22 protein-coding genes and 1 tRNA gene are annotated in these 22627 nt (G+C 68.2%); 9 read left to right on the forward strand and 14 right to left on the reverse strand.

Annotation, left to right across the window (positions count from 1 at the left end; genetic code table 11):
* Positions 1-43 precede the first annotated feature (43 nt).
* The 8 genes from ACO2Q3_RS22325 to ACO2Q3_RS22360 form a co-directional block, all read right to left on the reverse strand.
* Complete coding sequence (locus ACO2Q3_RS22325; RefSeq protein ID WP_423310663.1) at positions 44-835, reverse strand: alpha/beta fold hydrolase; 792 nt, start codon at positions 833-835, stop codon at positions 44-46.
* A gap of 286 nt (positions 836-1121) precedes the next feature.
* Entirely contained in the window at positions 1122-2489 is a 1368-nt protein-coding gene (locus tag ACO2Q3_RS22330) for a hypothetical protein (RefSeq protein WP_423310665.1), read from the reverse strand.
* An 878-nt stretch (positions 2490-3367) separates the two neighbouring features.
* A complete protein-coding gene (locus tag ACO2Q3_RS22335; RefSeq protein ID WP_423310667.1) occupies positions 3368-3769 on the reverse strand; it encodes a nuclear transport factor 2 family protein in 402 nt (133 codons plus the stop codon).
* 206 nt (positions 3770-3975) lie between these two features.
* Positions 3976-4734: an alpha/beta fold hydrolase gene (locus ACO2Q3_RS22340; RefSeq protein WP_423310669.1), complete on the reverse strand. Its 759-nt coding sequence runs from the start codon at positions 4732-4734 to the stop codon at positions 3976-3978.
* Positions 4735-4774: 40 nt separating this feature from the next.
* Positions 4775-5533 (reverse strand): SDR family oxidoreductase, encoded by a 759-nt coding sequence (locus tag ACO2Q3_RS22345; RefSeq protein WP_423310671.1) that lies wholly within the window; start codon positions 5531-5533, stop codon positions 4775-4777.
* Positions 5524-5979, reverse strand: coding sequence for a hypothetical protein (locus ACO2Q3_RS22350; protein WP_423310673.1), 456 nt, complete (start codon positions 5977-5979; stop codon positions 5524-5526). The genes ACO2Q3_RS22345 and ACO2Q3_RS22350 overlap by 10 nt, the downstream gene beginning before the upstream one ends.
* Position 5980: 1 nt before the next feature.
* Positions 5981-7093 carry an alkene reductase gene (locus tag ACO2Q3_RS22355; protein WP_423311181.1) on the reverse strand — a complete coding sequence of 371 codons (1113 nt, stop codon included), beginning with the start codon at positions 7091-7093 and terminating at the stop codon, positions 5981-5983.
* Between the two features lie 5 nt (positions 7094-7098).
* Entirely contained in the window at positions 7099-7818 is a 720-nt protein-coding gene (locus tag ACO2Q3_RS22360; protein ID WP_423310675.1) for a hypothetical protein, read from the reverse strand.
* Positions 7819-8198: 380 nt separating this feature from the next.
* Here ACO2Q3_RS22360 and ACO2Q3_RS22365 point away from each other — a divergent pair, with 380 nt between their 5' ends.
* Positions 8199-9179, forward strand: a complete 981-nt coding sequence (locus ACO2Q3_RS22365; protein ID WP_423310677.1) for a helix-turn-helix domain-containing protein — start codon at positions 8199-8201, stop codon at positions 9177-9179.
* Between the two features lie 104 nt (positions 9180-9283).
* A complete protein-coding gene (locus ACO2Q3_RS22370) occupies positions 9284-9904 on the forward strand; it encodes a cysteine hydrolase (protein WP_423310678.1) in 621 nt (206 codons plus the stop codon).
* Here the strand turns inward: ACO2Q3_RS22370 and ACO2Q3_RS22375 are convergent.
* Entirely contained in the window at positions 9882-12944 is a 3063-nt protein-coding gene (locus tag ACO2Q3_RS22375) for an ATP-binding protein (RefSeq protein ID WP_423310679.1), read from the reverse strand. The genes ACO2Q3_RS22370 and ACO2Q3_RS22375 overlap by 23 nt on opposite strands.
* Before the next feature lie 337 nt (positions 12945-13281).
* On the opposite strand from ACO2Q3_RS22375, the gene ACO2Q3_RS22380 reads away from it, so the two are divergent.
* Positions 13282-14403 carry an alkene reductase gene (locus ACO2Q3_RS22380; RefSeq protein ID WP_423310681.1) on the forward strand — a complete coding sequence of 374 codons (1122 nt, stop codon included), beginning with the start codon at positions 13282-13284 and terminating at the stop codon, positions 14401-14403.
* Positions 14404-14886: 483 nt separating this feature from the next.
* On the opposite strand, the gene ACO2Q3_RS22385 is transcribed toward ACO2Q3_RS22380, so the two are convergent.
* The 4 genes from ACO2Q3_RS22385 to hemC all read right to left on the reverse strand — a co-directional run bounded on the left by ACO2Q3_RS22385 (position 14887) and on the right by hemC (position 17171).
* A tRNA-Thr gene (locus ACO2Q3_RS22385) sits at positions 14887-14962 on the reverse strand.
* A 109-nt stretch (positions 14963-15071) separates the two neighbouring features.
* Positions 15072-15266: a hypothetical protein gene (locus ACO2Q3_RS22390; protein ID WP_423310682.1), complete on the reverse strand. Its 195-nt coding sequence runs from the start codon at positions 15264-15266 to the stop codon at positions 15072-15074.
* Between the two features lie 167 nt (positions 15267-15433).
* Entirely contained in the window at positions 15434-16156 is a 723-nt protein-coding gene (locus ACO2Q3_RS22395) for a uroporphyrinogen-III synthase (RefSeq protein ID WP_423310684.1), read from the reverse strand.
* Between the two features lie 49 nt (positions 16157-16205).
* Entirely contained in the window at positions 16206-17171 is a 966-nt protein-coding gene (hemC, locus tag ACO2Q3_RS22400; RefSeq protein ID WP_423310686.1) for a hydroxymethylbilane synthase, read from the reverse strand.
* A 93-nt stretch (positions 17172-17264) separates the two neighbouring features.
* Here hemC and tsaD point away from each other — a divergent pair, with 93 nt between their 5' ends.
* The 4 genes from tsaD to ACO2Q3_RS22420 are packed head-to-tail and all read left to right on the forward strand — an operon-like array spanning position 17265 to position 20050.
* Positions 17265-18377: a tRNA (adenosine(37)-N6)-threonylcarbamoyltransferase complex transferase subunit TsaD gene (gene tsaD / locus ACO2Q3_RS22405; RefSeq protein ID WP_423310688.1), complete on the forward strand. Its 1113-nt coding sequence runs from the start codon at positions 17265-17267 to the stop codon at positions 18375-18377.
* Positions 18374-19375, forward strand: coding sequence for an NAD(P)H-dependent glycerol-3-phosphate dehydrogenase (locus ACO2Q3_RS22410; protein WP_423310690.1), 1002 nt, complete (start codon positions 18374-18376; stop codon positions 19373-19375). Before tsaD ends, ACO2Q3_RS22410 begins: the two co-directional genes overlap by 4 nt.
* Before the next feature lie 20 nt (positions 19376-19395).
* A complete protein-coding gene (locus ACO2Q3_RS22415; protein ID WP_423310692.1) occupies positions 19396-19683 on the forward strand; it encodes a YciI family protein in 288 nt (95 codons plus the stop codon).
* A 10-nt stretch (positions 19684-19693) separates the two neighbouring features.
* Positions 19694-20050, forward strand: coding sequence for a Rieske (2Fe-2S) protein (locus ACO2Q3_RS22420; RefSeq protein ID WP_423310694.1), 357 nt, complete (start codon positions 19694-19696; stop codon positions 20048-20050).
* Positions 20051-20297: 247 nt separating this feature from the next.
* Here ACO2Q3_RS22420 and ACO2Q3_RS22425 read toward each other — a convergent pair whose 3' ends face one another.
* Positions 20298-21056, reverse strand: coding sequence for a creatininase family protein (locus ACO2Q3_RS22425; RefSeq protein ID WP_423310696.1), 759 nt, complete (start codon positions 21054-21056; stop codon positions 20298-20300).
* A gap of 280 nt (positions 21057-21336) precedes the next feature.
* Here ACO2Q3_RS22425 and ACO2Q3_RS22430 point away from each other — a divergent pair, with 280 nt between their 5' ends.
* On the forward strand, positions 21337-21885 hold the full coding sequence (locus ACO2Q3_RS22430; protein WP_423310698.1) for a VOC family protein: 549 nt from the start codon (positions 21337-21339) through the stop codon (positions 21883-21885).
* Positions 21886-21889: 4 nt separating this feature from the next.
* Positions 21890-22528, forward strand: coding sequence for a carboxymuconolactone decarboxylase family protein (locus tag ACO2Q3_RS22435; protein ID WP_423310700.1), 639 nt, complete (start codon positions 21890-21892; stop codon positions 22526-22528).
* The last annotated feature ends 99 nt before the right edge of the window (positions 22529-22627 follow it).

Raw genomic sequence — 22627 nt, forward strand, 5'->3', positions numbered from 1 at the left:
GTCATCGCCCCGCCGTCACCGACATCGATCATCGACGAAGCCTTTAGCGGGACGCCGCCGCTTCGATGTCCGCGGCCAATCCGTCCGGGTCGGTGAGGAACGGCGTGTGGCCGGTGGCCAGGGTGAACTCGCGACGGACCGGCGTGCTGGCGACCATCCGGGCCTGGAAGGCCGGGCTGATCACTTGGTCGGCGGCGGTGTGGATGTACACCTTGTCGACCCGGCCGAAGCCGCCGGCGGTGACGTGCACGGGCGTGGCCAGCGGGGCCAGCGGCTCGTCCAGGATCAGGTCCGGGATCGCCTTGCGCAGGCCTTCGGAGCCGCCGTTGGCGAACAGGTCGGCGCGGGCGGCGTAGTCGATGGAGGCCAGCCCCTGTTCCTTGTTGATCTGCAGGTGCGGGCCGACCTTGGCGTCGGGATCGCGGTTGGCCAGAGACACCAGCGAGTCGCCGTCGTGCGGCAGGTAGGCGGCGGTAAACACCAGGGTCCTCACCTTGGCGGGCGCCTTTTCCGCCGCATCGGCGATGACGATGCCGCCGAAGCTGTGCCCGACCACCACGGCGGGGCGGTCGAGTTTCGCCAGGGCGGCGACCACCGTGTCGCCGTACAGGCTCAGGCTGACCTTGTCGGGCGCGGCGGGATTGCCCGGCCGCCCCGGCAGATCCACGGCGACCACCGTGTAGCCGTCCGCCTCGAGCCTGGCGGTCACATGACCCCAGACCGAGGCATTCTCGAAGGCGCCATGCACCAGGACGATCGGCGGCTTTTCTGCAGCCATGGCGTTGGAGCCAAAAGCGACGGCGGACGCGGCGAAAACACCAGCAATCGATTTCATTTTCGGAATTCCCTCTAGGTCTTGAAGCATCAAGAGCGATGCGATGCCGAGAGAATTACGGATTGGGCGAAAATGCGGATATGCCGCGGCCTCCGGATTGCATGATGGATCGTCCGGGTTTTCACGTCGTCGATCGCCAGCGCCCTCGCCGCGTTCTCAGCGGGCGCGACCTTCGGGGGCGGCGGCCAGGGAGGGCGCAGCCGCCCTGATGTGAGCGGCGGCCTCACGCCCGGCGATCCAGACGCCTCGGCGGCCTGAAACGCGCCGGACTGCTAGCGCCGGACCGTCAGCCTTCCCGGACATGCACCACGGCGAACCGGTCCGCGTAGAGCCGCCGCCAACCCGGCGCCCGGTCCATCTCCGCGGCCAGCGGCGTGCCCGGCTGCAACAGGCTCCAGCGGATCCTGCGATCGGCGAGCGCCGCCGCCAGCTGGGTCGGGTCCCCGGCGGCGAGGCGGCCGTAGGCCTGCAGAAAGTCGCCGCCATAGACCTCGGCCCGGCTGTCCACATACGGCGCGCCGCCGGCCAGGATCAGGTAGCCGCCGAAGGCGTAGTCGTTCAGCACCGGCTGGCGGCGCAGCGCTGGCGGGACGTGCCGCAGCGCGGCGAACGGCGCCGTCGGGCTTTCGGCGATACGCACCGGGACCGCCAGCCGGGGCGCGGCGACGATGATCGCCAGCGCCCCCGCGCCGAGACCCCGAGCCCAGAGGGGCCGGCGCCGGGGCGGCGCCACCGCCGGCCGCGCCAGCGCCTCACCGAGCGGCTGCGCGATCAGCAGCGGCGCGACGACACCGAACAGCAGCACATGCCGCGCCTGGCCGAGCGCCATCCAGACCAGCAGCAGCAGCAGGCCGAGCGACAGCAGGGTAAACCTGGCCCGGACCCGGATCAGCACGAAGGCGCCGGCCAGCAGGGCGGCCTCGAATGCCGGCTGGGCCGCCGGCGTCATCGCCCGCCATTCGTCGATGTGGGGCAGCGCCGCCAGGCTCATGATCCGCAACGGGAACAGCAGGGTGTCCAGGCCGTGCGGCCCGAGGCAAGCGGCCAGGGCCGAGACGCCGGCAAGGCCGGTCCAGCGCAGCAGGGTCCTCGCGTCGCCACGCTCGCGGATCACGGCGTCGAAGCCGCACGCCCCCAGCAGGGCCAGGCCGAACAGGAAGCTGGCGTGAACATTGGCCCAGAGAAGCATGAGCAGCGCGAGCCGGCGAACGTCCGGCATTCGGCCCTCCACCCGCGCGACCACCAGCTCGGCGCACCACATCTCCAGCAGCGGCAGAGCCAGCATGTGCGGCCGGGCCAGCAGCGACGGCGCGAGGCTGGCCAGACCCACCACCACCGTGGCGGCCAGGGGCGGCCCGGCCAGCCAGCGCCCTGCGTGCCGGATCAGCAGTCCGGCCGTGGCGCCGAACGCCGTGGCCGTCAGCAGCGCCACGGCGCTCCAGCCACCCAGCCGGAAGGCGAGCGCCATCAGCACCTCCGACAGCCATTCATGCGTCTGCCACGGGCGGCCGCCGAAGGTGAAGGAGAAGGGGTCTGTGGTCAGGACGGCGCGGGCCGCCAGCATGCGCTCGCCGGCGGCGACGTGCATGAAGGTGTCGCCGTCGTTGAAGATCTGCGGCGCCCACGCCGCCGCCAGCGCGGCCAGCCCCGCCATCACCAGGACGAGCCATCCCGGCGCTCTGGCGGTCGGCGCCGGGGCGGGAGTCGGGGCCGGAGTGGACGCGGCGGGCTCGCCGTACAGTTCAGGCGAGGCGGCGGCGTCCGAAGGTCCAAGCCGGGAACGCGGAAGGCGCGCGACGGTCGTAGTACTCACGACGAGCGCTCCTCACTGCCTGCGCCAACCGATCGCCCGTTACAACCTGGACTCGATAAACAACTCCCTAAGCTGCAACAGAAAAGGCCGCTCAACTCCGGCGCGGGCGCCTTGCCAACGCGCCGGCAAGATTTTCGCGAGAGGGAGGAAGGGGGGGGTGCCGCCTAGGTGACTCGAACACCTGACCTACGCATTACGAATCGACCCAGGGCCCTTTTCCGGCAGTATCCGATCGCCGCCAAAGGCACGCCTTAAGCTCTGAATAACTTGACCTTTTTGCCGCCGAGAGCACGCTAGGCCGAACCAGGAATTTTCCCCTGTTCTGCTTACCCCGTGCTTACCGCGACCGCTCGCGATTTGCGGTAAGCAATACCAAAGTAATAGGAATTGGGCGGCCCAATGCCAAAGCTCACCAAAACGTGCACCTGGACAAGGCGCTTGTGGTAGCCGCCGATGATGTGAGCAGTCACATCCTCGGCCTGCTGCTGAAGGTTCCCAAGCACGCCTCGCTGGCTGCGTAGGGGCTGCGCCGTTTGAATCGCTTCGGGCGCGCCTCCGATGAACTACGCCACGGCGTCCGACGCCACGACACGACAAGCGTAGGTAAGGCGGCGGCCCCATGACCGGCATTGAAGCTTTCCTAGCGCTCGAAAGATCCGCTCGCGGGTGAGCACACCGAGAAGGCGAGTTCCGTGCTCGCGGCGGGGTCGCGGTTCTCGCTATCCGGGGAAGCTATCGCCGAACATTGGCAAGCCGCTCGCGGACTCTGCCTGCGTCGCTTCGTCCTGGAGCACGTCCCAATGTTCGGCGAGCTTGCCGTTCTCAAGTCGGATGATATCGGCCGCGATCCAAGCAACGCGTCGGCCGTTGCCGCTGAAACGCCCGTGCGCGATCACGTGGTCGCCCTCGGCCATGATGAGCTGGTTCTCGTAACGTAGCCCCGGAGGTGCAGCGCAGACCAGGTCGAACAGCCCCTCGCGCCCCGGCGCGATATGGGCGCTGTGCTGGATGTAGCGGTCGGACCAGAAGCGCTCCGCGGCGACGTAATCTCGCTTGTTGAACAACGTGTCGAAGGCTTCGAGGACAATGGCCTTGTTCTTTTCGGGCGTAGTGTTGGGCATGCCAGGTTCTCCAGGGTTGTCGAAGAGACACTGCGGCGTAAGATCGCGCGGTCCGGCGTCGCCGGGGACCCCCTGCCGCAATGATCGCTTCGGGCTTTCAGCTGACTCCGTGACAACCAGGTTGAGCTCCTTGCGCACGGATCGCGGGAATTTGGGCGCTCGCTTTGAAAGACGCGGAGCCGACCCTAAGGCCGGCTCCCGTCGCCTTATTCTGCGGCCTTCTCGATCAGGCCTGCGACCTCGGCCGGGTGGGAGATGTAGACCGCATGGCTGGCGGGCAATTCGATCGTCTGGGCGTGGGAGCGTCGGTACATGAAACGCTCCAGATCCGGGTTGATCGAGCGATCCTCGGTGGCGACCACGGCATAGACCGGCTTGGTCTTCCAGGGCGCCACGGTTGCGGGCGCGGTAGCGGCTTTGATCGAGAGGCCGACCTGGGAGCGCGCCATGAGGTCCGCCTGCGCTGCCGGGAGGTCGGCGCAGAAGGCGTCATGAAAGGCGGCCCGCTCGATATAGAGGAAGCCATCGGGGGACGGCTTCACCGCAGCGGCGCCCGCCGCTGGCATCTTCGCGCCGAGGGACCCCAGGCTTTCGCCGACGTCTGGCTGGAACGCCGCCACGTAAACGAGCGCTTTGACATGAGGATTTACCCCGGCGCCGGTGATGATCGCGCCGCCGTAGCTATGGCCGACCAGGATCGCGGCGCCGTCTTGCGTGTCCAGCACGCGGTTGACCGACGCCACATCGTCTTCCAGCGAGGTTTCGGGGGGCTGGGCGATACTGACATTGAAGCCATCGCGCTCAAGGATGGCGGCCACCGCATTCCAGCCCGATCCGTCGGCGAACGCGCCGTGGACGAGGACGACGTTCTTGACGGTGGCGGCGGGCGCCGACGCAGCGGGATGCGCGGCGACCAACAGCGCCGACAGGGCAAGGCCGGCGCATAGTCGAGAGGGAGTGAACATCTGAGTTTCCTTCTGAGTGGCGTGGAGAGGGAGTCTGGTCTCAGCCCAGCGGGGCGCCGCCGAGCACAAGGTCGTTAAATTGAGCCACCCAGGCATGCTCATCGGGCCCGGGGTTGGATCGCATCTGCCGCGCTTCGCCGACCAGGATTTCGTCCGTGTCTGTGGCCAATTGGGCCATGACGTCGGCGATGAAGTCGGTCAGGGGCATGGCGCGCTCTTCCTCGGTGCTATTCAGAAGCTCGGTGCGCACCCAGGGTGGGGCCAGTTCGATGACCTTCACTCCGGCAGCGCGCAGGCTGTAGCGCTGCGACAGCGTGTAGGAGTGCAGGGCCGCCTTGGTGGCCGAATAGGCGGCCGTTGCCGACAGCGGCACGAAGCCGAGCACGGACGTCACATTGATGATGACGGCGTCCGGACGGGTCTTCAGGTGGTCGATCAGGGCGCCGCTCATTCGGACCGCGCCGCCGATATTCGTCGTGACCGTCGTGACGAGAAGCGCCTCGTCGACCGGCCCAGCCACGTTGTCCAGGAGCATGACGCCGGCATTGTTGATCAGGACGTTCAGGTCCGGATGCTCGGCGATCAGCCGCCGGCCGACCCGCAAGATCGCCTCGGGCTGGGTGACGTCCAGTTCGATCGCCAGCATGCCGGGATTGGCGTCGATCGTCGCCTGTAACCGCGCCATCCGCCGACTGGCGATGATCACCTGGTTTCCGCGCTGGTGAAACGCCTCGGCCAAAGCGCGCCCGATCCCGGATCCGCCGCCGGTAATGAGGATTGTGTTGCCGCTCATGCGCATGATGGTCTGCCTGCAAAGGTTGTGAGCTGAATTTCCGCGCCGGCAGCCGGCGCCGGCAGAGCCGGTCGAATGCGGCGCTTCAACTCGACGGAGAAGCTGAAGACCGGCCCGCTGAGATCGTGTTTCAGTCCAATCCGCTCGATCAGGCCTTGATCGTCGAAGCGGAAGGTTGTCACGCCGCTCAACGGGAGCCCTTGAAACTGGCCTTGCCATGCCAGACAGTTGCGTTGCGGAGAGCCAGTTTCCGCGGTGAACGCGATGCGTTCGTACATGCCGCGCGTGGCCTGAAAGACATCGCGGATGGGGCCGGGTCCGCACACCGGCGCCCCCAGGATCCAGGCGTCGAGCCGGGGGGCTGCGGTAAAAGCCATCGCGAAGGCTTTAAGCGTGGGTCGGGACAAGATTTCGACCCAGGTCCGGCCAGGCGCATGTCCGGTCGGGTCCACCTCAAGCCTCCGCGGCGACGAGGAATGGATAGTCGGTGTAGCCGTGAGCGCCGCCGCCGTAGGCCGTGGAGCGATCGAAGGCGTTCAGGTTTGCCCCCCGTAGGAGGCGTTCAGGCAGGTCGGGATTGGCCGCGAACAGCCGCCCGAAGGCGACCGCGTCCGCCAGTCCGGCTTGCACGGCTTCGGAGCCCATGGCGGGCGTGTAGCCGCCGGCCGTGATCACCGGTCCCGCGAAGAGGCGGCGGAAGAGCTGGGCATTGTTGGCGCTGTCGACGCTCGCATCGTCGCCGATGCCGGCAGAGGAGGCCCGCGGCTCGATGAGGTGCATATAGGCCAGGCCGCGCAGGCTCAACTGGGCGATGACGTAGCTGAAGTCGCTGACGGGGTCGGTATCGGTCAGACCGCCGAGGTTGCCGTGGGGCGACAGTCGCACGCCGAGCCGCTGGCGGCCGATCTCGGCGATGGCAGTATCGACCACCTCGAACAGCAGGCGAGCGCGATTGGCGATCGAGCCCCCATAGGCGTCCGTCCGCCGATTACTCCCGTCCTGCAGGAATTGATCGAGCAGGAAGCCGTTGGCGCCGTGGATCTCCACGGCGTCGAAGCCGGCGTCCATGGCGTTGCGCGCCGCCACCTGGAACGCGGATACAATCTCAGGAAGTTCGGCAGCCTCAAGCGCGCGCGGGGTCTCGAAGGGAACCTGAGTAAAGGTCGGCGTATAGATCATGCCCGGCGCGCCGATGGCGGAAGGCGCGACGGGAAGGCCGCCCTCAGGGTTGTAGAGCGAGTGAGACCAGCGGCCGTGATGGACCAACTGGATCGCGATGCGGCCGCCCCGCGCATGCACGGCTTTAACGACCCTTCGCCAGCCCTCGACCTGCTTTGAAGAGTGGATGCCGGGCATTTGGGGATAGCCGCGCGCCGGAAAGCTGATCGCCGTGGCTTCGGCGACGATGAGCCCCGCCGACGCGCGCTGGGCATAGTATTGCGCGGTGATCGGGCCTGGCGTTCCTTCGCTATCGGCCCTCATCCGCGTCAAGGGTGGCATCACGATGCGATTGGGAATCGTCAACGCGCCAAGCGCCAAGGGCTCGAACAGGTTCTGGAAGGGCATGGCGGTCACGCGAACCGGAATTCGGAAAAATCGAGCGACACCAGGAGGGGGTCGGGGACCATCCGCCCGGCTTCGTCATAGGCGTGGATGCGCCGGCGGGCGGGCATCATCAGGCCCTGGACCTCGACGTAGTCGCTTGGGTAGTTGGCGCCGGTGGCGCCGCCCAAAATGTCGACCGTGTAGTCGTGGCGCCGCATCAATCCGTCGGGGCCGAAATAGGTGATCTGGGTGCGCGTGTGGCTGAGAATAGCCTTCGGAAACGTGACCTTAAGCCGACGCCAGGTCTCGCCGGCCTCCTGCCAAGGCGCGATTTCCTCCGTTTCGAACCCTGGGCCGGCATAGAGGAACGGCGAGTTCAGGTAGGTCCACAGGGCCTCGCTGGCGAAGTAGGCCACGTGAAGCCGATCCCAGGGCGTCTCACGCTGCTGGCCCGCGAAGCTCGCTTCCGGATCTTCCCGGCCTTCGACCATGCCGCCGTCCGTGTCGCGGATCGACAGCTTGCCATCGATCAGGACGCTCCGCCGGCCTTCGCCGCCAAATGGCGCGATCGCCAGGCACTGGGTCCGGAGGTTGAGGACAACCGCTTTGTCGGTCAGCAGCCCGGGCTGCTGCTTCACGTCCCAGATGGCGCCAGCGATCGAAGCCTGGACGCTGAGCTGGTTGAAGCCTTGCCAGCGGTCCAGCCCGCCATGAGCATCGAGCGCCAGTTTGAGGAGGTCGTTCATGTTGCGGCTCCGAAGACGCAGCCCTGGATGGACGCGGCGGCTGGATAGAGAAGGCCGACGCCGCTGGGCAGCTCGATTTGCACCAGCATCCTGACGCGTCCGGAAATCGAAGCCGTGGATTGTCCTTCTCAAAATTGTACAGAATGGCCCAACTCAAAAAAGATGCTGTGTTTAAACCGAGATCGATACTCCAGAGTCTGGCAAGAGTGTTCCAAAAAGTCAGCCTGAGCCGGCGTTCTAGGCCTGAAGGTGGCTTTCAGTTGCGCGAAAGCCGGACCGATTGCGGTGTAAAGACTTGTAAATCGGGCAGACATTTACTCGCGCTGGAGACCGGGCGGCGGGAGGTTGCGTCAACACCACGCAGCTTCAGGAGCAAGACGATGCCATCCTCCACGGAAATGACGACGCGGGCGCCGAAGATGCCGGTTTGGACCTCGACCGGCCCCTCGCTGTACGAAGCCAGGCTCATCGCGCGCCGCCGGCTTGAGCCGGTGGCGTACGAACCGGAATTCCAGATCGTTAGCCAGGAGTCCCGCAGTTGGACCTGCGCCAAGGCGAGCCAACGGAACCTGCGGTGCACAGGCTCCTTCGATGAGCGCGTGCGCTCAAATCATCCCCGCCTGCGCGTGCTCTTGGAGCAGGTTGGTGGCGATGTTTCTGTAGAGTCCGAGGACGCCAGCCCATCGGCGGTCGATGCGCGGGGCGCCCATGCCAGCCTCATCCCAGCAGACCTGGTGACGCGTCAACGGTCGGAGAATGTCCGGTTCCTCCGTGACTTGACGGTTGATTTCGAGCCGTCCCGCATCGAGGCGGCGGCGGGCCGGCCGGTGGACATATCGGCGGCTTTCGAGCCCAGGCTTATGTTTCGCGACGACGACGTCCTGCATCTCAGCCGGTTGATGGCGGCGGAGTGCCATGCCGGCCATCCCGCTGAGCAGCTTTACGGCGACAGCCTCTCCCTGGCCTTAGTTCTTCGGCTTACCCAGCTGAACCGATCCACGCCCACTGCGTCCGCCCGCGGCGGGCTCGCCCCTTGGCAGTTGCGTAAGGTGATCGATTGCCTGCAATCGCATCTGAGCGACGGGGTCGATATCCAAACGCTGGCCAATATGGCGCGGCTTTCACAATCCTATTTCGTCCGCGCGTTTAAGGCGTCCATCGGCCAGACGCCTTCGGCTTGGCTGCGAGGAGCGCGGATCAAGCGCGCACAGGAGCTGCTGGTGGATAGGCGCTGGCCTTTGGCGCAAATCGCCGTGGAAACCGGCTTTGCGGACCAGGCTCATTTGAGCCGCGTCTTCCGTGTCGCGACTGGCGAAAGCCCCGGCGCATGGCGTCGCGCTCGGCTCGGCATGCCAGCCTAGCCGGGATCCGCCCCAGTTCTGGTCGGCCTCCGCCAGCGCCATCCGGCGTCGCGCCCGGCGCGGGAGGCAGCAAGACGGCCCCGAGAGACGGAGAACGATACGCAATGGCGCGTTACCCGCCTCAGCGCACAGGTGTGCTGCTGATCAACCCGCACAACGAGTTCCTCAGCGAGGGGGGTGTCTACTGGGACGCTCTGGCGCCCGTCGCGCACGACGTCGGCCTTTTGATCAACCTCGCGGCCTTGCTGCAAGGCGCGCGAAGGGCGGGGGTGCAGATCTTTCATTGTCCGCATCACCGCTTTCACGAGGGGGACTTCGACACATGGCTGCACCCAACGCCGGCGCAGCTCCGGATTCAGCGAACCGGGGCTCTGACGGCTGGATCGTGGGGCGGTGAATGGCGTGCGGAATTCGCGCCCGTGACGGGTGACACAGTGTGCGCCGATCACTGGGGTCACAGCAGTTTCGCGAACACCGACCTGGACTTTCAGCTGAAACAGAGGGCCGTCGATCGTGTGATCGTCGTTGGGGTCGACGCCAATTCGGCTATCGAGACAACCGGCCGATACGCTGTCGAACTGGGCTACCATGTGACGCTGGTGACCGACGCCACGGCGGCGGAAACCTGGGCCGCCATGACCGCGGCCCACCAGATCAACGGTCCGACCTATGCCCACGCCATCCTGGACACGGACGCGGTCCTTAAGGCGATGGCGGCAGGCTAGAGCGTGACAGCGAACCCACAAGCGCTCGGGCCTCGCGCAAATCCTTCGTGTCGAAGCCCTCGGTGAAACGCCCCAGAACCTCGCCCAGCAACAGCGCGCCGCGACTTGGTTTTTCGCGCGACGCCATCAGCCTGGCCAAGCTTGTGGCGGCCCGCAGTTCCCATGACAAGGCGCCTTGGGACCGCGCCGTCTCCAGGGCGCTGAAAAAAGCCGCCTCAGCCATGTGTTCGGAATCAACGCCGCCCATCCGCAGATGGAGTTCGCCCTGAACGCGCTGCAGTTCGGCAAGGCACCACTTCTCTCCGGTGCTCTCCGCCAGCGCGAGGCCCTGGGTGATCCGCGCCAGCCCCTGGCCGGCGTTGCCGGCCTGGCCGAAACAGTCCCCCATCGCGGCGACAAACCCCAGATAGCGATTGAACTGGACGCCGTGGAACTGGTCGAAGGTGTCCCGGAACCGTCGCAGGCCCTCGCTGATCGCTCCTTGACCGACCGAGGCGATGCCCTTGTAGCAGCGTCCGTAAGCCTCGAATAATATGATCCGCTGGCGCGCCGCCCGCTCGATCAGCATGTCGGCGTGGCCCTCCGCCTTCGCGAACTCGCCGCAATAGAGCGCGATCGGACAAGAGGCGAACGCCAGGGCGCTCCGGATCGATGGTTCGTGTCGCGACGCCATCGCGGTCTCCAGACAGCGTATGGCGCTGGCCGTGGCCTGATCCGGATAGCCCAGCAGCCATTGCGCATGGGCCAGAACCGTCCGGCCCAGGACTTCCTGGTCGAAATCGGGCCGGACGACAAAGGATGGAAAAGCAGGGGCCACGTAGTGGTCGAGCATATGCTCGATGTGTCGCCTGGCGCCGTGCTGGTCGCCCAGATGCTGGAGGGAAAATCCGATCATGCGGTCGCCGATGAGCTGGTAGTGCTCATTGCCGACAGCCACGGCCAGCGCATGGAAACGCTGCGCCAGTCCGAAAGCAGCGCGATGGCCGCCGCGGCTGGATTCGGCCAGCCAATCCACCCACATCGCGGCCAACTCACCATCGTCGTGGCTTAGTCCCTCGGCCAGAACCGTGGCGCGGGACGCCGCCGCGCAAGCTTCGGCCGCCGTGCCGCGGTTGGTGAGCAGAATGCTCCAGCCCAGCGCAATGAGGAGCTTCATTTCATCCGCCGGCTGATCAGCGAGCGCGGCTCCATGGTTCTCCAGAGCTTGAAGCACCCGCACGCGGCATTCCTCATAGTGTGAAAGCCGCATCCAAAGCGACGTCGCGGGCGCGGCGATGCCTATCCCGAGCGCGGCATCGCCGCCGGGCGAGAAGGCCCAGTCAAGGGCGATCCGCACGTTGTCTATGTCGCCGCCATAGGCGGACAGCCAGTCGGACGCCGTGCGGGAGCTCCATTCCACCTCTGCCCGCTGGAACACGGCGCGGTAGTGAACCGCATGCCGGTGGGCGAACTCAACAACTTCCGACGTGGCGTTCAGTTTCTCCTTCGCATAGGCGCGCGTGGTGTCGAGCAGGCGGTAGCGCACGGCTTCGTCGCTGGCGTCCGCGCTGAGCAGCGACTTCGAAAACAGATTCGCGACGTGGCCGGTGACTTCCGGCTTGCCCAATTCGGAGGAAGAGACGACGGCGCAGGCGTCGTCCAGTTCAAACCCGCCCGCGAAGACAGACAGGCGCCGGAGTATGACCCGTTCGGCGTCCGACAGGGCGTCGTAGCTCCAGTCCAGCGTCGCGCTCAACGTCTGATGCCGGGGCAAGGCTGTCCGGCGTCCCCGCATCAGGAGACGGAACCGATCCTCCAGAACGTCGGCGATCGCACGAGGATTGAACGCTTCCAACTGTCCAGCCGCGAGTTCGATCGCCAGCGGAATGCCGTCCAGCTTGCGACAAATATCCGCGACGATGGGGGCGTTCGCGTCCGTCAGCGCGAAGGATTCGACACTCTGACTTGCTCGCTCCACGAAGAGCTGCACGGCCGGATAGGTCAGCGCCTCCACGGCGGATAGCGGGGGCGAAGCCATTGGGACGTCGAGCGGCAGAAGACGCGCAACGCGCTCCCCCGCGGTCCTCAGCGGTTCGCGGCTAGTCGCCAGCAGAGAGACCTCGGGCGCGCGTTCCAGGATCGCTTCGACCAGGGTCGCCGCGGCGTCGATGACGTGCTCGCAATTATCCAGAACCAACAGCATCTGCTTCGACGCCAGGCCGAGGACGACGCCAGTCAGGGCGTCGGCGGAAGCGATTGGCATGCGCAGGACCCGCGCCAACGCGCTGGTCACGAGGTCGGGGTCCACCAACGGAGCCAGATCGATCAGCCAGATGCCGTCACGATAGTTCCGGAGCTGAGCCTCCGCGACATTCAACGCCATCGCGGTCTTACCGATGCCGCCCGGCCCGACAATGGTAACGAAGCGCCTCTCGCTCAGCTGACGTTCGATCGTCGCCGCGAAGGCGCCGCGGCCAACAAGGCGCGGCAATGCACGGGGCAGGTTGTGCAGGAGCTCTGATGGCGCGTCGCCGAGCGCAGCTATTGTGACGTTGCCCCCCGTGGCGACGGGCGCGACGAACTTGTAGCCCTGGCCTGCCACGTTGACGATGTAGCGAGCGCCCTCGGCGTCGATGCTGAGCACCTTACGAAGATTGGAAATGTGAACGCGGAGATTGGCGTCCTCGACATACAGCTTGCCCCAGACTTCCGCGATGAGCTCATGCTGCGGGACAAGCTCGCCGGCTCGTCCCACGAGCGCCACGAGAATATCGAAGGCTCGGTCGCCCAATCGGACCGGACGCTCACCCTCCAACAGGCGGCGCTGGCTGGGTATCAGGGTGAATCCGCCAAATTGATACGATGGCTGAACGTCGCGGGTTGAATCGGGCATCGCGGTTCTTGGCACCAAGGCGGCAAACAGCTGACGCGCCTCAAGATCATCGCAGCCCGACGCCGCCGGCGGCAATAGAAGATCGTCCATGTCGAACGATGCTCGACGGGGGCGATGCGGGGCGGGGCGCCAGGGCTCGCCGAAGGTCAAGGCCTTCATCGATTTCATGGCGAAGTATCTGTTTCCCGACCAGGATTAGCCGCTTCCGGGCCAAAAGGTTCAAAGCGCGGCGAAACACAGCCAGCCTCCCAAGCGCTCCGAGCCGACGTTCGGGTTCGACCGCGCGAAGTGTCGCCCGCGAGCTTGCTGCCCAAGAGGAGCGTGACGTCATCCGCCGGCCCGATCGATTGCGGACCTGGCGGTCCGGACTGTTGTGATCGGCCATCGGATTATCTCACCGCGCTCCTCGCCCCACCTCTGAGTCCGACGCCTGCGCGATCAGGCCCGAAAGGCCACGGGTCGCTCGGACGCCGAGCGACAGACAACTGATCCTATGGAGCCCATGATGCCAAACCTGTTTTCTCCTATCGAAGTCGCCGGAGTACGCCTGTCGCACCGCGTGGTGATGGCGCCGTTGACCCGCTCCCGTTCTCAGCAGCCAGGCGATGTTCCCGGCCCGCTTATGCGCGAATACTATGCTCAGCGCGCCTCGCCGGGCGGACTGATCATCTCCGAAGCCACCACGATATCGCCGTCGGCCCGGGGATGGTTCGGCGCGCCCGGCCTCTATTCCGACGCCCAGGTCGAGGGATGGAAGGCGATCACCGCTGCGGTGCACGCCAAAGGCGGGTATATCTTCTCCCAGCTCTGGCACACTGGACGTTCATCGCACATCGACGTGACGGGCGGTCCGGTTCCGGTGTCCGCCTCGGTCAATCCTTCCTACTGGAACGACCCTGCGCGTCTGACCTCCACGCCCAGCGGGTGGGTGCAGCCCTCGCCGCACAGGGCGCTCGAGATCCCGGAAATCGCCGCCATCGTCGACGACTATCGCAGGGCGGCCGAACGGGCGAAGGCAGCGGGCTTCGACGGCGTCGAACTGCACGGCGCCAACGGCTATCTGATGGATCAATTCCTGCAGGATGGCAGCAACCACCGCACCGACGCCTATGGCGGATCGATCGAAAATCGCGCCAGATTCATGATCGAAGTTGTCGACGCTCTGGTTTCCGTCTGGGGCCCCGACCGCGTAGGGGTCCGCATCGGCCCGGACGGTCGATGGAACGACATGTCCGACAGCGAACCCAACGCCCTGTTCAGCTACGTCGCCGAGCAACTGAACCGGTTTGACCTGGCCTATCTCCACATCGTCGAGCCGCGGGTGGAGGGCAATGTCGTCGTCACCGAAGGCCAGGCCCCGATCGCGGCCGAGCAGTTGCGGAAGATTTTCAAGGGCAGGATCATCTCCGCTGGGGGCTTCGAGCCGGAGACCGCCGAGGCGGTCGTGGCCAAGGGCGACGCCGATCTGGTCGCCTTTGGACGTCACTTCATCTCAAATCCCGACCTGCCGGCGCGAATCAAAGGCGGCCGCCCGCTCACCGCCTATGATCGCAACACCTTCTATACTTTCGACGCCAAGGGCTATGTCGACTATCCGGCCTATGAAGACGCCGAGGCGGTCGCTTGATGCGTCCCGGCGCGCGCGACCGACGCGCGCCGGGCCCCCAGGCGGATGGCCGCAGCGCCAGCATCACATCACCCCTTAGGCCTAGGAAGAACTTGGTGGATCGAAGCGGAGTGCGCTCAGCGCGCGTCTGAGGGCGATTGGAAGACGCGTGATTGCTTGTGCGACCCCGCAATCCTGAAGTGGAAATGTGCGCTCGCCACCTAAGCGGGACTGAGCACGTACGAGTGCATAGACCACCAAGATCGACTTTTCGCGTTGTGGCGCGCATTGTCGTGGTCTCTACTGTTGAAAGTCATCAACGCGCAGGAGACTAGGTATAGAAACCGGCTCCCGAGCTCGATCGGCCGCCTACGCCAAATCCCTACTCACACGGCAGCGGGACAGGGTGCGACAATCTGTCCAAAAGCCTGCTTACCGCGTGCTTACCGGACACTTTTTGGAGGCGCGGTAAGCACCGAAAAACCAGCTAAGTCATTGAAATGGTGGTGCCGCCTAGGTGACTCGAACACCTGACCTACGCATTACGAATGCGCCGCTCTACCGGCTGAGCTAAGGCGGCCCGTGGGCTGGCCGTCGGATTCGGGCCTGCCGCAAGGTTGCGCCTCTTTAGCGGGCCTTGGCCCTGGCGCCAAGGGCGGGCGGCGCGGCATCGCCGCGCGCCGTTGTTTTCAGGGCTTGGCGGGCGCCGCGGCGGGAACGGGGGCGGGCGGCGGAGGCGCGCCGTGGCCGGTGAGCCAGGGGCCCAGCAGCACCACCATCACCCCGCCGACCACGCAGAGGAAACAGAACCCCAGCATGATCCAGAAGGCCGGCGATATCAGCGGTCGGGGCGGCTCGTCGTCGGGGGGCGGGAGCTGGGTCATGCGGTGGGAGTGGCGCAAGGTGGGGGGCGTGGCAATGGGCAAGGGGCGTGCGGCGGCGCGGGCCCCCTCACCCAACCCTCTCCCCCAAAGGGGGCGAGGGCTCGCGGGGGCGGGGCTCGTGCGAAATGGCCCTCGCCCCGTCTACGGGGAGAGGGCTGGGTGAGGGGTCAGGCGGCGTCGGACGCCGCCAGGCGGCGCTGCAGCAGGGCCAGCAGGGCCGGCTCGTTCGGCTCGGGCGCGGCGGCGCGTTCGGCCAGTTCGGTGCGCTGCAGCGGGCGGATCACCGCCTTGGAGAGGCCGAACACCTTCAGCGACGGGGTGGGGTGGGCCTTGAGCAGGTCCTTCAGCACGCGCGCCGCCTTGGGCGAATGCAACAGCGCCGCGGCAAAGCCCGGCAAGGCCTCCACGAAGCCCTCCGGCAGCGGCGCCTCGACGGTCTCGTAGAGCGCGACGGCGCGGACGGCCAGGCCCTGCGCCTCCAGCTCGCCGGCCAGGTCGCCGGCCGGCTCGGCCGCGCCCGGGTGCAGGATCACGCCGGTCAGCTCGCGCCGGCGCGAGGCCAGGGCGCGGGCCAGGGCGGCGACGTCGCCGTCGGTGGAGAGCACGGTGGAGAAGCGCGCCTTGCGGGCCGCCTCGGCGGTGGCGGCGCCCACGGCGAACACCTTGAAGCCGCGCTCCGGCGCGCGCTCGGCAAAGGCGCGCACGCCGTTGGCGCTGGTGAAGGCGATGGCGCAGACGTCGGTGAGGTCGAGCCGGGCGTCCGCGATCGGCCGCACCTGCAGCAGCGGCGCGACCACCGGCTGCAGGCCGAGGGCGGTCAGCCGCGCGGCGGTCGCCTCGGCGCCCGGCGACGCCCGCGTGACCCAGATGCGTTTGCGCGCGTCAGCCATGGCGTTCCCCGTACCCGCCGGCCTTGTCGCGGAAAACGGTTAAGGTCCCCTATTCGGGGGCCAGCAGGGCGTCGCCGCCCTCGGCCTGGACCGCTTCGCCCAGCCGCAGGCCGAGCGCGCGGGCCAGAGCGTCGCCGTCCGCACCGGCCACCGAGGTCTCGCCCTGGCGGCGGAAGCGGCGGGCGCCGTCGGGGGTCAGGGCCTCGACGATCAGGCTCAGGGTGTCGCCGTCGATGCGGGCGTAGGCGCCGATCGCCGTGCGGCACGAGCCCTCCAGCGCCGCCATCGCGCCGCGCTCGGCGGCCACGGCCAGGGTGGTGGGGGCGTGGCGCAGGGCCGCCAGCCAGGGCTGGTCGAGATCCTCAATGCGGGTCTCGATGGCCAGGGCGCCCTGGCCCGGCGCGGGCGGGCACTCGACCGGGTCGAGCAGCATCTTCGGCAGGTGGCCGAGGCCGAGGCGTTTGAGGCCGGACATCGCCAGCAGGATGGCGTCGGCTTCGCCGGCTTCCAGCTTGGCCAGGCGGGTGTCGACATTGCCGCGCAGCATGCTGACCTTGAGGTCCGGGCGGCGGTGCAGCGCCTGGGCCTGGCGGCGCAGGCTGGCGGTGCCCAGGGTGGCGCCCTGGGGCAGGGCGTCGAAGCCGGCGACCGAGACGCTGAGGAAGGCGTCGCGCACGTCCTCGCGCTCGGGGTTGGCGGCGATCGCCAGGCCCGGCGGCAGGACGGCCGGCATGTCCTTCAGCGAGTGGATGGCGCAGTCGATGCGCCCGTCCAGCATCGCCTCCTCGATCTCCTTGGTGAACAGGCCCTTGCCGCCCACCTCCATCAGCCGGCGGTCCTGGATGCGGTCGCCGGAGGTGGTGATGCGCACAAGGGGGGCGACCTCGTCGACGGCCGCCTGGGGCGAGCCTTCGGGAACGCCCAGGGCGGCGGCGATGCGCCGCTGCATCATCCCGGACTGGGCCAGCGCGAGCTTGGACGCGCGCGTGCCGATGCGGACCTGTTGCCTCGTCACGGGAGAACGACTACCTCGCGCAGTGGATAGGCCGCCTTCGAGCGGCCTTGAGATGTAGCCCAGCTACCCCAGCGGGCCCGCCCCGGCAACCGAATGACCCGCGCCTCTCCCGCCGACCCGAGACCGCTGACCGTCCTGGGCATCGAAACCAGCTGCGACGAGACCGCCGCTGCGGTGGTGCGCCTGCCCGCTGAGGGCGCGGCGCAGGTGCTGTCGTCGGAGGTGGCCAGCCAGATCGCCGACCACGCCCCGTTCGGCGGGGTGGTGCCGGAGATCGCCGCGCGGGCGCACGTCGAGGTGATCGAGGCCATCGTCCGCCGCGCCCTGGCCAGCGCCGGCGTCGGCCTGGACGGGATCGACGGGATCGCCGCCACGGCCGGGCCGGGCCTGGTGGGCGGGGTGATGGTGGGGCTGTCGTTCGGCAAGGCCATCGCGCTGGCCCGCGACCTGCCGCTGGTGGCGGTCAATCACCTGGAAGGCCACGCCGTCTCGGCCCGGCTGGGCGCGGAGATCCCCTATCCGTTCCTGCTGCTGCTGGTCAGCGGCGGGCACTGCCAGCTGCTGGAGGTGGCCGGGGTCGGCGCCTGCCGCCGGCTGGGCTCGACCATCGACGACGCCGCCGGGGAGGCCTTCGACAAGATCGCCAAGAGCCTGGGCCTGCCCTATCCCGGCGGGCCGGCGCTGGAGAGACTGGCGGCGGGGGGCGATCCCGCCCGCTTTGCCCTGCCCCGCGCCCTGCTGGGCCGCGACGGCTTCGACTTCTCGTTCTCCGGGCTGAAGACCGCCGCCGCGCGGCTGGCCGAAGGGCTGACGGCGGAGGAAGACCGCCGCGACCTGGCCGCCGCGGTGCAGGGCGCCATCGCCCGGCAGCTCTCCGAACGCACCGCCCGGGCCATGCGCGCCTACGCCGGCGAGCATCGGGGCGAGGCCCTGCGCTTCGTGGTGGCCGGCGGGGTGGCCGCCAACGGCGCCGTGCGCGCGGCGCTGCAGGCGGTGTGCGCGGCCGAGGGGTTTGCCTTCGCCGCCCCGCCGCTGGCCTATTGCACCGACAATGCGGCGATGATCGCCCTGGCCGGGGCCGAGCGGCTGGCCGCGGGCCTGACCGACGACCTGGACGCGGTGGCGCGCCCGCGCTGGCCGCTGGACGAGGCGGCGGCCCTGGCCAACCCCGTGCACCTGCCGGGCCGCAAGGGAGCGAAGGCGTGAGCGAAACCTTCCAGACCGTGGGCGTGATCGGCGGCGGGGCGTGGGGCACCGCCCTGGCCCAGGTCTGCGCCCGCGCCGGCATGGGCGTGACCTTGTGGGCGCGCGAGGCGGAGGTGGCCGAGAGCATCCGCCAGGACCAGGAGAACCGGCTGTTCCTGCCCGGCGTGGCGCTGGACGCCTCGATCGCCGCGACCACCGAACTGGCGGACCTGGCCACCCGCGACCTGATCCTGGCCGTGGCGCCGGCGCAGCACATGCGCGCCACCCTGGCCGAGTTCGCGCCCGCCGCGCCGTCCGGCCTGCCGGTGGTGCTGTGCGCCAAGGGGGTGGAGCAGGGCACGCTGAAGCTGATGAACGAGGTGCTGGCCGAGACCCTGCCCACCGCCCGCGCGGCGGTGCTGTCCGGCCCCAGCTTCGCCGCCGAGGTGGCCCGCGGCCTGCCCACCGCCGTCACCCTGGCGGCCGAGGACCTGGAGCTGGCCCAGGACATCGCCGCCGCCCTGGCGACCCCGGCGTTTCGCCCCTATGCGGCGGCCGACATGATCGGCGCCGAGGCCGGCGGGGCGGTGAAGAACGTGCTGGCCATCGCCACCGGCGTGGTCGAGGGGCGTGGCCTGGGCTCCAGCGCCCACGCCGCCCTGATCACCCGCGGCTTTGCCGAGCTCACCCGGCTGGCCGTGGCGCTGGGGGGCAGGGCCGAGACGGTGGCGGGCCTGTGCGGCCTGGGCGACCTGGTGCTGACCTGTTCCTCCAGCCAGTCGCGCAACAACAGCGTCGGCCTGGCGCTGGGCCGCGGCGAGAGCCTGCAGACGGCGCTGGCCGGCAAGTTGTCGGTGGCCGAGGGCGTCGCCTCCGCCCCCGCCGTGGTCGCCCTGGCCCGCAGCCTGGACGTGGAGACCCCCATCTGCGATGCGGTGGACGCCATCCTGGCGGGCCGCCTGGACGTGGACGCCGCCATCACGGGCCTGCTGGCCCGGCCGCTGAAGACCGAGACCTGAAGCGCTTTTCCGGAGCCGAGATGCCCACCTTCCTGCTGATGAACGTCGACAAGCCGGACAGCCTGGCCCTGCGCATGGCCAACCGCGAGGCGCACCTGGACTATTGCCGCGCCAACGCCGGGATCATCCGCCTGGGCGGACCGCTGCTGAGCGACGGCGGCGACATGGCCGGCTCGATGCTGGTGCTGGAGACCGCCGACGCGGCCCAGGCGCAGGCGTTCAGCGACAACGACCCCTATACCCTGGCGGGCCTGTTCGAGCGGCGCGAGGTGCGGCCGTTCAAGGTCACCCTCGGCGCCCTGGGCTGAGCCTCGGGGCTTGCGCGACAACCCCGCCCAGCCGGCCGCCGGGCACCGGCTCTGCGCCCTGGCCGAGATCGCCGACCCGGGCGCCAAGGGCTTTTCCTTCCGCGAGGGCGACAAGCTGTTCATGGGCTTCCTGGTGCGCCAGGGGGACCAGGTGTTCGGCTACATCGACCGCTGCCCGCACGCCGGCCTGCCCCTGGCCACCTTCGGCGAACGCTTCCTGACCCGGGAGGGCGACCTGATCCTGTGCTCCTCGCACGGCGCCCTCTTCCGCCCCCGAGACGGCCTCTGCATCGGCGGCCCCTGCGCCGGCAAGGCGCTGTGGCCCTGGCGGGTGCGGGTGGAGGATGGGGCGGTGGTGGCGGGGTAGGGGTTCTCTTGAACCACGAACACACGAACACTCCCACAATCTGCTCATCCCGGCGAAGGCCGGGACCCAGGCAAAAGCCTCAGCCCACTGGATCTGAACCGAGCCTGGACGGGGCAAACCTCCTGCCGGAGGCGAGTCTTTCCTGGGTCCCGGCCTTCGCCGGGATGATGTGTGGGGGGGGTGAGCAGATGTTGGGAGTGAACCGTTCGTGTGGTTCGTGTGGTTCGTGGTTCCGAAGGGCAGCGATCTACTCCGCCGCGAGCGGCGCAGCCTCCGCGCCGAAGTCGCGGACTTCTTCGAGCAGGCCCTGCACCGCCAGCTTGACCAGTTCGCCGCCCTTTTCCGGGGTGGCCTGGGCGGGGTTGGAGCCCATGCGGCCGTCGGCGAAGCGGGCGCGGAAGTCGGAGGCTTCGCGGATCGGGCCGGTGGGGGCGATCTGCGGGGCGTAGTTGGCGGTCTTGATGGCGTCCGGATAGGCCCACTGGGTGACGGCGATCTCGGACGGGGTGGCGTGGCTGCCGTGGCCGGTGGGGAACTGCTGGTAGGCCAGCTTCTGCACCCCCTTGAGGTCCCACCAGTTCTTCAGCTTCAGGGCGAAGCCGGCCTTGCCGCCCCGGTAGCTGGCGTCGGCGTAGAGCTCCGAGAACGCCGCCTCGATGGTGGCGACGTTGCCGCCGTGGCCGTTGAGGAAATAGATCTTCGTGAAGCCGTGGTGCGCCAGCGAGCGCACCCAGTCGCCGATCGCCAGCATGAAGGTCGAGGGCCGCAGCGCGATGGTGCCGGGAAAGTCCAGATGGTGCTGGGCCATGCCGACGTTGAAGGTGGGCGCCACCAGGATGTCGCCGGCCTTGTGCGCCTCGTGGGCGATGATCTCCGGGCACAGCCAGTCGGTGCCCAGCAGGCCCGTGGGGCCGTGCTGCTCGTTGGAGCCGATCGGCACCACCACGGTCCTCGACCGCTGCAGATAGGCCTCGATCTCCGCCCAGGTGGAAAGGTGCAGCAGCATGATCGGCCTCCGAAAGGTTGATCCTGCCGGTTTAGCACCCCGGCGCGGGAGGCAGATAGGTCGGTTCTCCGCTGGAGCCCCCATCCCGGCCTTCAGCCGGACTTCTCCCAGAGGGGGAAGAGAACGGAAGCTGCAGCGCAATCTCTCTTCCCCCTCAGGGGGAAGTACCGGCGAAGCCGGGGATGGGGGCTCCAGCCGGACAGAGGTTTGCGCCACGTCACGCTTTCCAACCGGCGGCTTTGGGCGTTTCATCCGGCAAAACATGCGGGAGACGCGGCGGATGCGCACCAATGGCATCAACCACCTGGCCCTGGTCTGCCGGGACATGGAAGAGACGGTGAAGTTCTACACCGAGGTGCTGGACATGCCCCTGGTGAAGACGGTGGCCCTGCCGGACGGCGGGCAGCACTTCTTCTTCGACTGCGGCGGCGGCAACCTGCTGGCCTTCTTCTGGTGGGAGAACGCGCCGGAGGCGGCGCCCGGGATCGCCTCGGTGGCGCACTTCCCGTCCAAGCCGATGACCGCGCACGGCTCGATGAACCACGTCGCCTTCACCGTCGACGAGGACGAGCTGGAGGCCAACATGCAGCGGCTGAAGGCGCTGGGCGTGCCGCTGCTGCCGGTGGTGGTGAACCACGACGACAGCCCGCAGGGGGTGGCGGAAAAGATGCATCCCGGGGTTTTCGTGCGCTCGGTCTATTTCACCGATCCCAACGGCATCATGCTGGAGTTCGCCGCCTTCACCCGCGAGCTCGGCCCCGACGACGTGCGCCATGCGCCGGCCAAAGCCAAGGTGAAAGCCCGGGCGAAGGTGAAGGAGGGCGTCTGAGCCCATGCCCCGCCTGCGCGAAGTTCCGCGCGCGGAGGTGACCGACAAGGTCATCGAGCGCACCTACAACCTGCTGTTCGGCGACCGCGACCCGGTGGCCGAGCCGGGCACCGACACCGGCACCCGCGGCGACTGGTGGACGGTGTTCGCCCTGGTGCCGGACGTGTTCGACCACGCCGTGCGCGGCTTCGGCCTCTACCGCAACCCGGCGCGCAAGCTGGACCCGGTGCTGCGCGAGCTGGGCCAGACCCGGGTGGGCTGGTGCAAGGCCAGCCAGTTCGTGTTCTCGCAGCACTGCAAGTCGCTGCGCGGCCTGGGGGTCTCCGAGGAAAAGATCGCCGGCGTGCCGGCCTGGCAGGTGGCCGGCTGCTACGACGCGAAGGAGCGGGCGGTGCTGGCCTACGCCGACTGCCTGGCGCTGCAGGGCGGGCGCACGCCGCAGCCGGTGATCGACGCGCTCAAGAGCTTCCTCTCCGACGAGGAGATCCTGGAATTCACCTACATCACCGCCCTCTACGACATGCATGCGGTGATGGTGAAGGCGCTGCGCCTGGAGTTCGACGACCGCGACGACCCGATCGTCGAGGTGGCCGCGCCGGAAGGCTTCTCGGCGCGGGACTTCCTGGACACAGGGCGCCGATAGGGCGGCGCTCCGCTGGAGCCCCCTACCCGGCCTTCGGCCGGACTTCCCCCAGAGGGGGAAGAGAACGGACGCTGCAGCGCAATCGCTCTTCCCCCTCTG

The organism is Caulobacter sp. KR2-114, from assembly GCF_049446115.1.
In the GTDB taxonomy this organism is placed as follows: domain Bacteria; phylum Pseudomonadota; class Alphaproteobacteria; order Caulobacterales; family Caulobacteraceae; genus Acaudatibacter.

What these genes read in the sequence shown, in the direction of transcription:
- ACO2Q3_RS22415 (WP_423310692.1), top strand. Translation starts at nt 19,396, where the DNA reads ATGCCCACCTTCCTGCTGATGAACGTCGACAAGCCGGACAGCCTGGCC.
- ACO2Q3_RS22430 (WP_423310698.1), top strand. Translation starts at nt 21,337, where the DNA reads ATGCGCACCAATGGCATCAACCACCTGGCCCTGGTCTGCCGGGACATG.
- ACO2Q3_RS22390 (WP_423310682.1), bottom strand. Translation starts at nt 15,266, where the DNA reads ATGACCCAGCTCCCGCCCCCCGACGACGAGCCGCCCCGACCGCTGATA.
- ACO2Q3_RS22425 (WP_423310696.1), bottom strand. Translation starts at nt 21,056, where the DNA reads ATGCTGCTGCACCTTTCCACCTGGGCGGAGATCGAGGCCTATCTGCAG.
- ACO2Q3_RS22395 (WP_423310684.1), bottom strand. Translation starts at nt 16,156, where the DNA reads ATGGCTGACGCGCGCAAACGCATCTGGGTCACGCGGGCGTCGCCGGGC.
- ACO2Q3_RS22340 (WP_423310669.1), bottom strand. Translation starts at nt 4,734, where the DNA reads ATGTTCACTCCCTCTCGACTATGCGCCGGCCTTGCCCTGTCGGCGCTG.
- tsaD (WP_423310688.1), top strand. Translation starts at nt 17,265, where the DNA reads ATGACCCGCGCCTCTCCCGCCGACCCGAGACCGCTGACCGTCCTGGGC.
- ACO2Q3_RS22345 (WP_423310671.1), bottom strand. Translation starts at nt 5,533, where the DNA reads ATGCGCATGAGCGGCAACACAATCCTCATTACCGGCGGCGGATCCGGG.
- ACO2Q3_RS22335 (WP_423310667.1), bottom strand. Translation starts at nt 3,769, where the DNA reads ATGCCCAACACTACGCCCGAAAAGAACAAGGCCATTGTCCTCGAAGCC.
- ACO2Q3_RS22330 (WP_423310665.1), bottom strand. Translation starts at nt 2,489, where the DNA reads ATGGCGGGGCTGGCCGCGCTGGCGGCGGCGTGGGCGCCGCAGATCTTC.
- ACO2Q3_RS22380 (WP_423310681.1), top strand. Translation starts at nt 13,282, where the DNA reads ATGCCAAACCTGTTTTCTCCTATCGAAGTCGCCGGAGTACGCCTGTCG.
- ACO2Q3_RS22355 (WP_423311181.1), bottom strand. Translation starts at nt 7,093, where the DNA reads ATGCCCTTCCAGAACCTGTTCGAGCCCTTGGCGCTTGGCGCGTTGACG.
- ACO2Q3_RS22370 (WP_423310678.1), top strand. Translation starts at nt 9,284, where the DNA reads ATGGCGCGTTACCCGCCTCAGCGCACAGGTGTGCTGCTGATCAACCCG.
- ACO2Q3_RS22360 (WP_423310675.1), bottom strand. Translation starts at nt 7,818, where the DNA reads ATGAACGACCTCCTCAAACTGGCGCTCGATGCTCATGGCGGGCTGGAC.
- ACO2Q3_RS22365 (WP_423310677.1), top strand. Translation starts at nt 8,199, where the DNA reads ATGCCATCCTCCACGGAAATGACGACGCGGGCGCCGAAGATGCCGGTT.
- ACO2Q3_RS22325 (WP_423310663.1), bottom strand. Translation starts at nt 835, where the DNA reads ATGAAATCGATTGCTGGTGTTTTCGCCGCGTCCGCCGTCGCTTTTGGC.
- ACO2Q3_RS22375 (WP_423310679.1), bottom strand. Translation starts at nt 12,944, where the DNA reads ATGAAATCGATGAAGGCCTTGACCTTCGGCGAGCCCTGGCGCCCCGCC.
- ACO2Q3_RS22435 (WP_423310700.1), top strand. Translation starts at nt 21,890, where the DNA reads ATGCCCCGCCTGCGCGAAGTTCCGCGCGCGGAGGTGACCGACAAGGTC.